14 protein-coding genes are annotated in these 12,989 nt (G+C 71.6%); 8 read left to right on the plus strand and 6 right to left on the minus strand.

Going from position 1 to position 12,989, the window contains the following annotated elements; translation table 11 throughout:
* The first annotated feature begins 253 nt into the window (after window positions 1–253).
* The 5 genes from HMPREF3159_RS13355 (at window position 254) to HMPREF3159_RS13375 (ending at window position 4,934) form a co-directional block, all read left to right on the plus strand.
* Entirely contained in the window at window positions 254–1,165 is a 912-nt protein-coding gene (locus HMPREF3159_RS13355; protein WP_070501592.1) for a carbohydrate kinase family protein, read from the plus strand.
* Window positions 1,166–1,291: 126 nt separating this feature from the next.
* The gene (locus HMPREF3159_RS13360) at window positions 1,292–2,707 is read left to right on the plus strand and encodes a class II fumarate hydratase (RefSeq protein WP_070501594.1); all 1,416 of its coding nucleotides are present in this window, start codon (window positions 1,292–1,294) and stop codon (window positions 2,705–2,707) included.
* Window positions 2,708–2,754: 47 nt separating this feature from the next.
* Complete coding sequence (locus HMPREF3159_RS13365) at window positions 2,755–4,062, plus strand: hypothetical protein (protein WP_141748234.1); 1,308 nt, start codon at window positions 2,755–2,757, stop codon at window positions 4,060–4,062.
* A gap of 112 nt (window positions 4,063–4,174) precedes the next feature.
* Window positions 4,175–4,561 carry a hypothetical protein gene (locus HMPREF3159_RS13370; RefSeq protein ID WP_141748235.1) on the plus strand — a complete coding sequence of 129 codons (387 nt, stop codon included), beginning with the start codon at window positions 4,175–4,177 and terminating at the stop codon, window positions 4,559–4,561.
* Entirely contained in the window at window positions 4,542–4,934 is a 393-nt protein-coding gene (locus HMPREF3159_RS13375) for a MerR family transcriptional regulator (protein WP_070501597.1), read from the plus strand. Before HMPREF3159_RS13370 ends, HMPREF3159_RS13375 begins: the two co-directional genes overlap by 20 nt.
* 236 nt (window positions 4,935–5,170) lie before the next feature.
* Here the strand turns inward: HMPREF3159_RS13375 and HMPREF3159_RS17990 are convergent, their stop codons facing one another.
* The 4 genes from HMPREF3159_RS17990 to HMPREF3159_RS13390 form a co-directional block, all read right to left on the minus strand.
* Window positions 5,171–5,524, minus strand: coding sequence for a hypothetical protein (locus HMPREF3159_RS17990; protein WP_246821638.1), 354 nt, complete (start codon window positions 5,522–5,524; stop codon window positions 5,171–5,173).
* Between the two features lie 3 nt (window positions 5,525–5,527).
* Entirely contained in the window at window positions 5,528–6,076 is a 549-nt protein-coding gene (locus HMPREF3159_RS17995) for a hypothetical protein (protein WP_246821639.1), read from the minus strand.
* 557 nt (window positions 6,077–6,633) lie between these two features.
* Complete coding sequence (locus HMPREF3159_RS13385; protein ID WP_070501611.1) at window positions 6,634–7,944, minus strand: PhoH family protein; 1,311 nt, start codon at window positions 7,942–7,944, stop codon at window positions 6,634–6,636.
* Window positions 7,945–8,317: 373 nt separating this feature from the next.
* Window positions 8,318–9,076 (minus strand): isoprenyl transferase, encoded by a 759-nt coding sequence (locus tag HMPREF3159_RS13390; RefSeq protein WP_070501599.1) that lies wholly within the window; start codon window positions 9,074–9,076, stop codon window positions 8,318–8,320.
* 183 nt (window positions 9,077–9,259) lie between these two features.
* Between HMPREF3159_RS13390 and HMPREF3159_RS13395 the strand changes: the two genes are divergently transcribed.
* Complete coding sequence (locus HMPREF3159_RS13395) at window positions 9,260–10,147, plus strand: PAQR family membrane homeostasis protein TrhA (protein ID WP_070501601.1); 888 nt, start codon at window positions 9,260–9,262, stop codon at window positions 10,145–10,147.
* Window positions 10,148–10,173: 26 nt separating this feature from the next.
* Here the strand turns inward: HMPREF3159_RS13395 and HMPREF3159_RS17710 are convergent, their stop codons facing one another.
* Both HMPREF3159_RS17710 and mca read right to left on the minus strand, forming a co-directional pair.
* Complete coding sequence (locus tag HMPREF3159_RS17710) at window positions 10,174–10,686, minus strand: hypothetical protein (RefSeq protein WP_070501602.1); 513 nt, start codon at window positions 10,684–10,686, stop codon at window positions 10,174–10,176.
* Window positions 10,683–11,594: a mycothiol conjugate amidase Mca gene (gene mca / locus HMPREF3159_RS13405; protein ID WP_070501604.1), complete on the minus strand. Its 912-nt coding sequence runs from the start codon at window positions 11,592–11,594 to the stop codon at window positions 10,683–10,685. The genes HMPREF3159_RS17710 and mca overlap by 4 nt, the downstream gene beginning before the upstream one ends.
* A gap of 218 nt (window positions 11,595–11,812) precedes the next feature.
* Between mca and HMPREF3159_RS13410 the strand changes: the two genes are divergently transcribed.
* Window positions 11,813–12,205: a DUF4307 domain-containing protein gene (locus tag HMPREF3159_RS13410; RefSeq protein ID WP_070501606.1), complete on the plus strand. Its 393-nt coding sequence runs from the start codon at window positions 11,813–11,815 to the stop codon at window positions 12,203–12,205.
* 223 nt (window positions 12,206–12,428) lie between these two features.
* Window positions 12,429–12,917, plus strand: coding sequence for a transcription elongation factor GreA (gene greA, locus HMPREF3159_RS13415; RefSeq protein ID WP_070501610.1), 489 nt, complete (start codon window positions 12,429–12,431; stop codon window positions 12,915–12,917).
* Window positions 12,918–12,989: the final 72 nt, after the last annotated feature.

The raw sequence follows: 12,989 nt of genomic DNA on the forward strand, positions 1-12,989 counted from the left end.
GGCCCCCGCGCGACCTGCGGCCTCGCCGTCGGCCCCCGCGCGACCGGCGCGCTCGCTGTCAGCCCCCGTGCGAACAGGGCCACCCCCTCCGCCGGCGGGGCTCGCGGTGCGGTCGGGGCTCTCGGACTGGGCATCGTGCATGCGGGCCATTGTCCCCGCTCGCACCGCCCTCCGCCTCCCGGGGTGATCCGGGCCACGGCGCCCCTCCCCCGCTCATGTCGCCCGCGCCCTGGAAACCTGCGATGATCGAAGCGTGACCGCGAGAATCCTGATCGCCGGAGAAGCCCTCACCGACATCGTCGTCGACGCCGATGGCGGTCGTCGCGAGCACCCCGGCGGCTCCCCCCTGAACGTGGCCGTCGCCCTGGCGCGACTCTGCCACGATGCCCATCTGCTCACCGCGATCGGCGACGACGCCCGAGGCGACGCGATCCGCGCCCACCTCGACGAGTCCGGCGTGCAGCTCACGCCCGCCTCGGTCCGACCCGGCCGCACCTCGACCGCCGAGGCCGTGCTGGATGCGCACGGCGCCGCGACCTACACCTTCGACCTCATCTGGGACCCGGACACCGCCGGGCTGCCCGAGGCGCCGGACGCCGTGCACACCTCCTCCATCGCCGCCGTGCTCGAACCGGGGGCCACGACGATCTCCGCCCTGCTGCGCAGCGCCCGCGGCTCCTCGACGATCAGCTACGACCCCAATGCGCGCCCCACCCTGATGGGCGCGCCGGAGGACGTCCGCGCCCGGATCGAGGAGAACATCGCGCTGTCCGACGTCGTCAAGGCGTCCGACGAGGACGTGGCCTGGCTGTACGGCACCGAGGACGCCGAGGACGTCGCGGCCTCGTGGCGCGATCTCGGCCCGTCCCTGACCGTGCTGACCCGCGGCGGCGACGGCGCGGTCGCGTTCTCCGCCAGCGGCCGCGTGCAGGTCGCGCCGGTGCAGGTCGAGGTGGTCGACACCGTCGGCGCCGGCGACACCTTCTCCGCCGGGATCCTCGACGCGCTGGCCGCCAAGGGCCTGCTCGGCGCGGACCGTCGCGAGATGCTCGCCGCGATCCCGTCGGACGATCTCGCGACCGTGCTCCGACGTGCCGCCGCGCTCTCGGCGATCACCGTCTCGCGCGCCGGCGCGAACCCGCCCTGGAGCCACGAGCTCACCTGACCCGCCCCGCCCGGGGCACCGCTGCGCGGGCACGCCGACCCAGCCCGCCTCCCCTCCACCGGCCCGGGACCGCCCGAGGACCGGACCCGACCACCCGACAGAGAAGACGAACAGGAAGGCCCGTCGATGAACCAGTCCACCCCCGCAGCGCAGCAGAGCGACTACCGCATCGAGCACGACACCATGGGAGAGGTGCGCGTGCCCGTCTCGGCGCTGTACCGCGCCCAGACCCAGCGTGCGGTCGAGAACTTCCCGATCTCCGGGCAGGGCCTCGAGCCCGCGCACATCCACGCTCTCGCCCAGGTCAAGAAGGCCGCCGCCCGTGCGAACAAGGAGCTCGGGGTGCTGGACGGCACCATCGCCGACGCGATCATCGCCGCGGCCGATGCGGTCATCGCCGGCGAGCACGACGACCAGTTCCCGGTGGACACCTACCAGACCGGCTCGGGCACCAGCTCGAACATGAACATGAACGAGGTCCTGGCGACCCTCGCCACCAGCGCGGGCACCGAGACCCACCCCAACGACCACGTCAACTGCTCCCAGTCCAGCAACGACGTGTTCCCCACCTCCGTGCACGTCGCCGTGACCGCCGGCGTCGTCGAGCACCTGCTGCCCTCCCTCGCCCACCTCGCCGAGGCGCTCGAGAAGAAGGCCGAGGCGTGGAAGGACGTCGTCAAGTCCGGCCGCACCCATCTGATGGACGCCACCCCCGTCACCCTCGGCCAGGAGTTCGGCGGCTACGCGGCCTCGATCCGCTACGGCATCGAGCGCGTCGAGGCGGCGCTGCCCCGCACCGCGGAGGTCCCCCAGGGCGGCACCGCCGTCGGCACCGGCATCAACACCCCGATCGGGTTCCCGCAGAAGGTCATCGCGAACCTCGTCGACCAGACCGGCCTGCCCTTGACCGAGGCGCGCAACCACTTCGAGGCGCAGTCGAACCGCGACGGCCTGGTGGAGATGTCCGGTGCGCTGCGCACCATCGCCGTCTCCCTCACGAAGATCTGCAACGACCTGCGCTGGATGGGCTCCGGCCCCAACACCGGCCTGGGCGAGATCGCGATCCCCGACCTGCAGCCCGGCTCCTCGATCATGCCCGGCAAGGTCAACCCCGTCATCCCCGAGGCCGTGCTGATGGTGTGCGCGAAGATCGTCGGCAACGACGCGGCCATCGCCTGGGGCGGTTCGCAGGGCGCCTTCGAGCTGAACGTGCAGATCCCGCTGATGGGCACGAGCCTGCTGGAGTCGATCCGTCTGCTCGCCAACGCCTCCACGGTGCTGGCCGACAAGACCGTCGACGGGCTCACCGCGAACGAGGAGAAGGCCCGCTTCTACGCCGAGGCCTCCCCGTCGATCGTCACCCCGCTGAACAAGCTGATCGGCTACGAGTCCGCCGCGAAGATCGCCAAGCACGCCGTCGCCGAGCGCATCTCCGTGCGCGAGGCCGTGATCGCGCTGGGCTTCGTCGAGCGCGGCGAGCTCACCGAGGAGCAGCTCGACAGCGCACTGGACGTCCTCTCGATGACGGCGCCGAAGGCCTGATCCGTGCTCCGGATGCCACGGCATCTCGGTCAGACACGGCGTCGTGCATGACGCGCGAACGGGCACGGGGCGAACCGTCGACGACGGTGCGGCCCCTGCCGATGCCGCTCCCGCTCGCGCTCCTGCGCGGGCTCTTCACGGTGGCGGCCTGGATGATCTCGGCGGCGCCGCTCGCATTCCTCGCGCTGCTGGTGATCCTGGTGGTCGAGTCCCTGCTCGCGGTCGTGCACGTGCCGGCGTTCTCGACCTCAGACTATGGTGATCGCCTCATCGGGCTGATGCTCGGAGCCGGCGCGATGGTCTCCGGTGCGGCGCTGCTCGTGACCGTCTTTGTGTGGACGGTGCTGCCGGCCATCGAGCTGCACCTCGCACGGGCCGGCGCGCCCCGTGCACGTCTGTCCGCGCAGGACGGTCGACGGCTCGTCGTTCCTGCTGCGCGGCGCGCCAGCCTTCTCCTCGCGGTCGCGGCCGTCGGCCTTCTTGCAGTCGGTGCGGTCGTCGGGCTCCTTGCCGAGGAGCCGGGGGACGGTCTCCATGCAGTGGTGTTCTCCGGTCTCGGTCTGAGTGCCGTAGTTCTGCGTCTGTTCGTTCGACGGCGAACCGCCGGTTCATCTGCTGATCTCATTGCGCTGGAGGCGGTCTGGCCTCCCGTCGAGTCGACACCCGAGCAAGTGACGGTGATCCTCGCTCGCGAGCGCCGGCGCGAAGCGGATCCAGCGCACGACGTGCCGATGCACGGCCGACGACGGTCCGACGCTCGCCTGCCGGCAGACGGTTCGTCTCTTTCCGCGTGGCCCCTCACGCTCGTCGGCGCCGGAATCACGGGTCTCGTGCTGTCCGACGTGCTCGAGTACGACGGTCCGTTGCTCGCCGTGCCCTTCGCGCTCCTGCTCGCCGCCGTCGGACTTGGTGCCTTGGTCGCGATCCGCCGCGTCCAGAGTGCTTCGAGAACCTGGGCACGCGAAACCAGTGCGGAGAACGCACCGCGAGCGTCCGCCGCCGTATACACGCGCCGTCATCCCGCTTTGCTTCCCGCCGCGATGCTCGCGATGACGGCGGCGGCCGCGTTCACCGCTGCACTCACGGCGCATTGGCTCGGTCCCACCACATACTCGTCGGTATCCGTGTCGACGAGCTCCACACTCGGGGCGCTTGGAGTCACGCTCGCTGTCGTGTCGATCGGAGTCAGCGCGATCGAGCATCGGGGGACACGGGCCTGGCGCGAGCGGTTCCTTCTCGCGCGTCAGGATCTCGATCCATTCTGGTGCCCCGACCTGCACCACGACGGGTTGCAGAGCATCCACGGCTGGCTGAACGGGCGCCACGCACCTCCGCATGGACGACGGACTCTCTGACACTGCAAGCATTCGAACGCGACAGCCGTCCCTGCCGCGCGTTGCCCGGTCGAGCCACACCGTGCCGATGCGCACGGCGCACCTTGACCTGGAGCGCACTCCAGGGTCTGAGATGAGCGGCATGTGGATCCTGCTGCTCGCGCCCTACGCGCTCCTCGCCCTGTCCCAGCTCCTCGCCCTCGTGGCCCTCGCCAAGGCCGCACCGGCCATGGGCCTCGGCCTCCCCGCCCTCGCGGTTCCGGCCCTCGTCTATCTCGCCGCCGCCCTCCTCAGCCTTGCGGCCTTCGCTCTCGCCGTCGCGCCGGAGCGCCTCGGGCCTCCCGGGCCGAAGGAGCCGCTCATCGCGCTCGCGGTGCTCTCCGGACTGCTCGTCTGCGCGGCTCCGCTGCTGTGGGGGCGGACGATCGGCGAGTTCCACCTCTCCCACCACGTGGTGCGGGCGCTCGTGACCACTGCGTGCCTCGTGCTGTACTCCTGGTATGTCGCTTCCCATCGGTGAGGTCGCACGCAGCAGCGGGCTCAGCCCGGACGCCCTGCGCTACTACGAGCGCGAAGGGCTGCTGCCAGCGCCGGAGCGCACGGCGGGCGGGGCCCGACGCTACGACGAGTCAACCCTTGACCAGCTCGCCGTGATCACGTCGCTGCGTGCCGCGGGCTTCAGCCTCGCCCAGGTGCGCGAACTGCTGGGCGCCAAGGAGGGCACGCTCACCGTGCGCGAGCGGATCGACGCCGCCCGCACCGCCCTCGACGCGCTCGATGCCGCGCTCGACGAGAAGGAGCGCGAGCTCACCGCCGCCCGCGGGCACCTGCGCGCCTGGCGGGACGAGCTCGACTCCGGAGAGCCCTGGCCGAACACCCCCTTCGGCTGCTGAGCTCTCCCGCCGAGCACGCACAGCCCGCGGTCCGTCGCCGCCGTCGCCCCACCACTGTCGCCGTCCCGGCGTCGCCCTGCAGTCGCCGCCGCCTCCGCCGCAGCGGCGTCTGTGATCACTGGCGAAATGCGGGGATCCTCCGCCCCAGAGAACGTCGGTGCCCATATACCGCCAGTGAACGCAACCACGCCCACCGGCCGGCGCCCTTCCGACGTCCTCGGTCCTCGCACGGATGTTCAGCCACTCCGGGCGCTCCGTCGGAGCTCGCGTCGATGATCACCGCGGCCGAGGATCGTCTGCAGCTTCCGGCGCGTATCCGGCCAGTGCAGGAACACCTGCTCCCACGTCAGGCGCGTGACCCGGTACCCGATCGACTCCAGGTACAGGTCCCGTGCCCGGTCCTCGGCATAGCTCAGCGGATCGTCATGGAACTCGCGGCTGTCGCACTCGATGATCCAGTTCCGCCCCACCAGCAGATCCACGCGCCGGCCGTCGTACGGGAAGCGCACCTGGGTCTTCACGCCGATGCCCCGCGACTCGAACCACCAGCGGACGGCCGTCTCGGTGCCCGACTCCGCATCACCTCGCACGCGTCAGAGCGGCCGACGGATGTCCTTCGGCAACCTCAAGAAGACCTGTTCCAGCTGCCCACGGCCGATCAGCCTGCGCTGGAGCGAGGACTCCATGAGCACCGCCGCCTTCACCGTGGGAAGGCATCGAGCAGCGTGCTCCAACACCAGGCCCAGGTCAGGGACGGGATCGTCGTCCGGCCAGGATCGCAGCTCCGGTCCGTGCAGGACGAGACGCTGCAATGGCCTCTTCCCGGTGCCTTTCATCCGCCCGCGCCGCAGGGGCAGCTCCCTCACGTCCTCGAGCTCGGGCGGCAATCTCAGCATGCGCGGCCTGAACACGTGCACGCCGGTGTGCGGTGGTGTCCAGACTCCGTGCAGGGATGCCGCGTCGAGGCAGGTGGGGCGCAGCCCCAGCTCGAGCAGGGCGAGGAGGTCGGTCGGCGCCGCGTCGGTGACATACCAGGGTCGCACGGTGCGATGCTCGCCGTGTGCAGTGCGTCGAAGGAGCTCGGCACGGGCGACGCCCTGCGCACGGAGGGTCCGCTGGTGGTCAATGCCGTCGATCTTCATGAGGGCATCGGAGCATGTCCCCACTCGTGGCCGACGACGCGCATCCCTCCTGGGGACGGAGCGCCGGTGGGGAGGAACAGTCCCAGCGCTGGCGCCGCCAGAAAGACTTGATCCTGGTCCGGATCGTGCAGGGAAGGTCAGCCCGGGAAAAGGTGCCGACGGCCAGAGGCAGGACCGGACGTGATCCGAGAGCCTCGCCCCTGCCCGCGCCGCGGTCCTCTGCGTTGACTGGCGGAATACAGGGACGCTACCGCCTATACGGCCTCCGTCCGGCTATGCCGCCAGTCAACGCATGCGCTGCCGACGCGCGACGTGACGACTCGGCGTCGGCGATCCCGCGGACGCAACGGGTCTGGATGTCTCACACTCAGCGCGGCGAGCCCGCGGAGGCGGGATGTGCCGGCACCGCGCGCCCCGGACCCCTGCGCTCACTGGCGGACTGCGGGGATGCTTCCGCCCATGCGGCCTCCGTCCGGGTATACCGCCAGTGAACGCAGAGACTCCACCGCAGCGTGGACCGACCCCCGGCGCTCAGCGCCAGGACCGTGCCCCGCCCCTCAGGGGATCGGCTCGTCCAGCACGTGGGTGACGAGCTCGGCGACCTTCGACCGCTCGGAGCGCTGCAGGGTGATGTGCGCGAAGAGCTCCTTCTCCTTGAGCGCCTCGACCACGGAGGCGATCCCGTCGTAGCGCCCGATGCGGAGGTTGTCGCGCTGGGCGATGTCGTGGGTGAGCACCACGCGGGAGTTCTGGCCGATGCGGGAGAGCATGGTCAGCAGCACGTTGCGCTCGAGGGACTGGGCCTCGTCGACGATCACGAAGGCGTCGTGGAGGGAGCGGCCGCGGATGTGGGTCAGCGGGAGCACCTCGAGCATGCCGCGGGAGAGCACCTCGTCGATGACGTTCTGGGAGACCATCGAGCCGAGCGTGTCGAACACGGCCTGACCCCAGGGGCCCATCTTCTCGCTCTGGTCGCCGGGGAGATAGCCGAGCTCCTGCCCGCCCACGGCGAACAGCGGCCGGAACACCATGATCTTCCGCTGCGTGCGGCGCTCGAGCACGGCCTCGAGACCCGCGCAGAGGGCGAGGGCGCTCTTGCCGGTGCCGGCGCGGCCGCCGAGGGAGACGATGCCGATGGACTCGTCCTGGAGCAGGTCGATCGCGACGCGCTGCTCCGCGGAGCGGCCGGCGACCCCGAACACGGTCTGGTCGCCGTGCACGAGCCGCACCTGCTTGTCACGGGTGACGCGGCCGAGCGCCGACCCGCGCGGGCTCGTGATCGTCAGGCCCGTGTGCACGGGGTGGTGGGCGATCTCGGGCACCTCGACGGCCTGGCCGTCGTAGAGGTCGGTCATGGTCTGCTCATCCACGGCGGTGGTGACCATCCCGGTGTAGCCGCGGTCGCGGGCGAGCTCGGCCCGGTACTCCTCGGCGTGGATGCCGGAGGCGCTGGCCTTGATCCGCATCGGCAGATCCTTGGACACCAGCACCACGTTCTTGCCCTCGAGCTGGAGGTTCTTCGCGACGGCGAGGATGCGGGTGTCGTTGTCGCCGAGGCGGAAGCCGTCGGGCAGCGAGGCGGTGCTCATGTGGTTCAGCTCGACGCGCACGTGGCCGCCGTCCTTGCCGATCGGGAGTGGCACGGAGAGGTTGCCGTGGAGCTCGCGCAGGTCATCGAGGATGCGCAGCGCCTGCCTCGCGAAGTAGCCGAGGTCGGGGTGGTGGCGCTTGGCCTCGAGCTCGGTGACCACGACGATCGGCAGCACGATGTCGTGCTCGGCGAAGCGGTGCAGCGAGAGCGGGTCCGAGAGCAGCACCGAGGTGTCCAGCACGTAGGTGATCACGCCCGTCTCGATCTCGGCGAGCATCTGCTGGGCGGCGCCGGGCCGGAGCGAGGGGACCACGGGGGCGCCGTCGGGGTTCGCGGCGCCGATCACCGCCGTCCCGCCGTCCGGTCCGGGCGAGAAGCTGCCGCCGAAGGCGGTCGTCGTCTCGCGGGCAGTGGTCGTCTCGTCCATGGGAGCCTCCCGTAATCTCGCGGATGCCTGGACCATAGCCCTCGGTGCACCCGCCGTCGGGCGAGTCCCGCGGGCGGCGGACACGACGTTCACCCGATCGTCATCGGGAGTTCTGCGGGCTCCCGATGAGAGCCAGTGTGCCACCGCTCACAGCGCGAGGCGGGGAGGGCGCGGACGGGTGCGTCGCGCTCGCAGCGGCCGACGGGGCACGGGGCCGACGGTCTCAGGCGCCGTAGCGGCGCTCGCGTCGGCAGTAGTCGCGCAGGGCGCGCAGCAGGTCGATGCGGCGGAACCCGGGCCAGTAGGTCTCGCAGAACCAGTACTCGGAATGCACCGACTGCCAGAGCAGGAAGCCGGAGAGGCGCTGCTCGCCGGAGGTGCGGATGATGAGGTCGGGGTCGGGCTGGCCGCGCGTGTAGAGGTGCTCGGCGATCGCGCCGACGCTGATCCCCTCGGCGATCTCCTCGATGCCCTTCCCCTGCGCGCCGAGGTCCCGCACCAGCTCGCGCACCGCGTGGACGATCTCCTCACGGCCGCCGTAGCCGATCGCGACGTTGACGGTCAGGCGGGCCTCGGGCGAGGTCTCCTGCTGCAGGCGGACGATCCCCTCGCGCATCTCCTCGGGGAGGGAGTCGGCGCTTCCGGTCAGACGCACGCAGTAGCCGGCGTCGGTGATCTGCTCGATGGTGGAGGTGATGATCTCGTACAGGGCGACGAGCTCCTCCGGCGGGCGCCGGAGGTTGTCGGTCGAGAGCATCCACACGGTGACCAGTGGGATTCCGAGGTCCTCGCACCAGGAGAGGAACTCGACGATCTTCGCGGCGCCGGCGCGATGGCCCTGGGCGGTGGACTCCCCCGCGGCCTTCGCCCAGCGACGGTTCCCGTCGACGATCACGCCGAGGTGCTGCGGGAGGTCGAAGGACTCGAGCTCCTTGGACAGCCTGCGCTCGTACACGCGGTACAGCAGCCCGCCGGCGGCCATGCGCGCCTCCGTCCCCTCGTCGTGCCCGCCCGGCGGCTGGGCCCCGGGTGCGCGCCGGGTGCGGCGCGCTGCGTCCATTATCGACGACGGCGGGAGGGCCGCCCGACGATCGGTGGGAATCCGCACGAGACGCTCACAGCACCCCCATACCGAACCTACGGTTGCGTAGGTTACGGTGTGCCCATGACCCCCGGACCCCATGACGAGGCCGCCGCGAGAGCCTCCGGCCGCACACCGCGCGCCGCCGACGAGTCCCCCGCCACCCCCGGCGGTGCCCCGACTCTCCAGGACCCCGCGCCGCGCGAGATCGCCGAGGCCGTCGCCGGCAGCGGCGGCACCACCGAGCTGCGCGACGAGGACCTGCCCACGGCGGAGAACTTCCCCTTCGCGCCGCGCACCCTGACCCGGGCGATGGCGCGCCGCGCCACGCAGCTCGGCCTCCAGCTGCCCAAGCCGCGACTGCGCGGGATGCTGCACCTGATCGCCTTCCCGACCACGCTCGTGCTCGGGCTGCTGCTGGTCGCCGTCGGCCAGACCCTCACGATCCGCCTGGCCTGCGCGGTGTTCGTGCTGACGGCCGGGATGCTGTTCGGGATCAGCGCGGTCTACCACCGCGGCACCTGGTCCCCGCAGCACGCGATCATCCTGCGCCGCTTCGACCACGCGAACATCTTCCTGATCATCGCCGGCACCTACACCCCGATCGCCGCGGCGCTGCTGGCCCCGCGCCAGGCGCTCACTCTGCTCGCGATCGCCTGGGGCGGCGCACTGGTGGGGGTGTGCTTCCGGATCTTCTGGACCGGTGCGCCGCGCTGGCTGTACGTCCCCGCCTATGTCGCCCTCGGCTGGGTGGCGGTGTTCTACATGCCGCAGCTGCACGCGGGCGGCGGCTGGCCGGTGGTGATCCTGCTGCTCGCGGGCGGGCTCGCGTACACGGCGGGCGCGGTGATGTACGCGCTGAAGCGGCCGAACCCCTCCCCCGCCTGGTTCGGCTTCCACGAGATCTTCCACTCGGGCACGCTGATCGGCTTCGGCTGCCACTTCGCCGCCGTCGCCGCGGCGGTGCTCTGAGCAGGCCGCTCCCCTGCGGCGCGCGCTCAGCGGCGCTCGTCGCCCTCGGGCGCGTCGTCGTCCGACGGACCCGAGGAGTCCGACAGGTCCGAGGAGTCCGCCGGTCCCGCGGGATCCGTCGGCTCCGGGGAGTCCGCCGGCACTCCGTCCGGCGCGGCGTCCGCGCCGTCGGCCTGCGCCTCCTCGGCACCCTCGCCGTCGACGGTCCCTCGATCCGCGGCGTCGCCCGAGGCCTGCTCGCGCTCGGCCGCCTCGTCCGCGGCCTCCTCGCGCTCGGGGGCCTCGGCCTCCTCGCGCTCGAGCTGCGCCTGGCGCTCCTCGACCCGGGCCCTGGCCTGCACCCGTCGGACGCGCCGCGTCATGTCGATCAGGAGCAGCACGACGACCACCGCGAGCACGAAGGTCGCAAGGAAACCGGGCAGTCCCGGGGAGACGGTGACGGAGTTGAACTCCTCGCCGTCCGACGGGCTCGGCGCGGCCTGGAGCACGGCACTGACGGCCGGGAGCACGCCCGGCCCGCCGAGCCCTGCCCCGATCACGAGCGGCCCTCCACGGTCTCGTGGCGGAGCCCGGCGAACAGGTCCCGCTCGGGCAGCTTCACACCGATCCGGGAGATGTGCAGCTCGTAGTCCTCGGTGCCCCAGGCCGCGATCTCGGCATCGTGCGCGATGCGGAAGAAGGGCCCCTCGGGGTCGACCTGGGTGGCGTGGGCGCGCAGCGCGTCGTCGCGGATCCCGAGATAGTCACGCACGTCGATGCGGGTGGTGAGCAGCCGGTCGTGGCTCTCGTCGTAGTGCTGGAGCATCTGGTCGAGCTCCTCGTTGGGGGTGCCCTCGGCGCGCAGGTGACGGCTCACGGCGGCGAAGCGCTGACGGTGGAAGCCGTTGATGTAGTACAGCTTCGCGACCTCCCAGGGCTCGCCGAGCTCGGGCGCGAAGTCAGGGTCCGCGGCGAGGTCGAAGGCCGCCACGGAGATGCGGTTGACCTGGATGTGGTCGGGGTGCGGGTAGCCGCCGTTCTCGTCATAGGTGGTCATCACGTGCGGGCGCAGGCGGCGCACCGCCTCGACCAGCGGACGGACCGCCTCCTCGACGGGGAGGGTCGCGAAGCTCCCGGCCGGCAGCGGCGGCAGCGGGTCCCCCTCGGGCAGTCCCGAGTCGACGAAGCCGAGCCACTCGTGGTCCACGCCCAGGATCTCCTTCGCCCGCTCCATCTCGCGGCGGCGGATCCCGGGCAGGCTCTCGGGGGTGATCCCCGGATCGTCGCGGAGGCGGGGGTTCAGCACGTCGCCGCGCTCTCCGCCGGTCGCGGTGAGCACCGTGACCTGCACTCCCTCGCGTGCGTAGCGTGCGGTCGACCCGGCACCCTTGGACGACTCGTCGTCGGGGTGCGCATGGACGGCCACCATCCGCAGGGGCTCATCGGGGGCGGGCAGCTGGACGGTCACGGGACTCCTCGTAGACGACGGGCGGGGCACTGCCCCGGTGCGGTTCACACGCGCGACCGAGACGGTCCGCGACACCTGCACCAGCGCCCGATCGTACGCCACCCCTCCGCGAGCGAGCAGGGCGCGGACCGCCTCCTCGCCTCGGACGTGACCGGTCCCTCGCTCCCTCCGCCCGCGCTCCCGGACCGCTCCCGGGGAGGGTCTGGGAGACTGGGCGCATGGACGATGCCGAGGAGCTCCACCGCCAGCGCTACGGCGGACCGCTCGTCTCCCCCCGCACCGCGAAGATCCTGGTCGCCGTCGCCGGCGCGGTGTTCGTCGCGATCGTGATCGTGGTGGGGCTCTTCGTCGCGCGCGAGGAGGTCCGCTACGACGTCCTGGCCTACGACCACCTCGCCTCCGACCGCATCGGCGTGGACTTCGTGGTGACGATGGCGCCCGGCACCGAGGCGACCTGCCGGATCCAGGCGATGAACGAGGGGCGCGCACAGGTCGGCTTCGTCGAGACCACGATCCCGGCGCAGACCGAGCGCCGCACCGCGCACCACGTCGAGATCTCCACCCAGGGCGAGGCGGTCTCCGCCGAGGTCGTCGGCTGCACCGTCGGCTGACCCCGCTGCCGACTGGAGGACCATTCCCGCGGATTTCACGATGCGCGTAAAACGTCCATCGGTCCCAGGAAATGCACAGCGCGCCGTGTAGTGTTGCCCGGAACCGGCGAACGACCGGTCATCATCACCCGCACACGGGGCGCATGAGGACATGTGCCCCGTGATTCGCGTATTGGGGGTCTTCGTCCCCGTGCGCTTCACCGAGGACGACAGGAGTGAACCCATGAGCAGCCAGCCGAATGGCGCCTGGCTCACCCAGGACGCGTACGACCGCCTGGCCAAGGAGCTCGCCGAGCTCGAGGGCCCGGGCCGCACCGAGATCGCCGAGCGCATCGCCGCGGCTCGCGACGAGGGCGACCTCAAGGAGAACGGCGGCTATCACGCCGCCCGCGAGGAGCAGGGCAAGATGGAGGCGCGCATCGCGGACCTCCAGCGCCTGCTGAAGAACGCCGTGGTCGGGGAGTCCCCGAAGGACGACGGCGTCGTCGAGCCCGGAATGGTCGTGGCCATCTCGATGGCCGGCAAGGAGCGCACCTTCCTGCTGGGCAACCGCGAGATCGCCGACGGCGACGACCTGGAGGTCTACTCCATCGAGTCGCCGCTGGGCAGCGCGATCCACGGCTCGAAGGTCGGCGACACCGTCGACTACACCGCGCCGACCGGGAAGTCCTTCCCGATCGAGATCCTCCGCGCCAAGCCGTACTCGGCCTGAGCCGCGCGCCCCACGGGGCGACCGGGCACTGCCCGGACCGATGAGAGAGCCCCTTCCGGCAGCTGCCGGAAG

The sequence above is a fragment of the Brachybacterium sp. HMSC06H03 genome (assembly GCF_001807385.1).
Lineage (GTDB): Bacteria > Actinomycetota > Actinomycetes > Actinomycetales > Dermabacteraceae > Brachybacterium > Brachybacterium conglomeratum.

Coding starts and splice junctions, on each gene's coding strand:
- HMPREF3159_RS13370 (WP_141748235.1), top strand. CDS start 4,175: ATGAGCGGCATGTGGATCCTGCTGCTCGCGCCCTACGCGCTCCTCGCC.
- HMPREF3159_RS13410 (WP_070501606.1), top strand. CDS start 11,813: ATGGACGATGCCGAGGAGCTCCACCGCCAGCGCTACGGCGGACCGCTC.
- HMPREF3159_RS13390 (WP_070501599.1), bottom strand. CDS start 9,076: ATGGCCGCCGGCGGGCTGCTGTACCGCGTGTACGAGCGCAGGCTGTCC.
- HMPREF3159_RS17995 (WP_246821639.1), bottom strand. CDS start 6,076: ATGAAGATCGACGGCATTGACCACCAGCGGACCCTCCGTGCGCAGGGC.
- HMPREF3159_RS13365 (WP_141748234.1), top strand. CDS start 2,755: ATGACGCGCGAACGGGCACGGGGCGAACCGTCGACGACGGTGCGGCCC.
- HMPREF3159_RS13395 (WP_070501601.1), top strand. CDS start 9,260: ATGACCCCCGGACCCCATGACGAGGCCGCCGCGAGAGCCTCCGGCCGC.
- HMPREF3159_RS13360 (WP_070501594.1), top strand. CDS start 1,292: ATGAACCAGTCCACCCCCGCAGCGCAGCAGAGCGACTACCGCATCGAG.
- HMPREF3159_RS13385 (WP_070501611.1), bottom strand. CDS start 7,944: ATGCTCGCCGAGATCGAGACGGGCGTGATCACCTACGTGCTGGACACC.
- HMPREF3159_RS13375 (WP_070501597.1), top strand. CDS start 4,542: ATGTCGCTTCCCATCGGTGAGGTCGCACGCAGCAGCGGGCTCAGCCCG.
- greA (WP_070501610.1), top strand. CDS start 12,429: ATGAGCAGCCAGCCGAATGGCGCCTGGCTCACCCAGGACGCGTACGAC.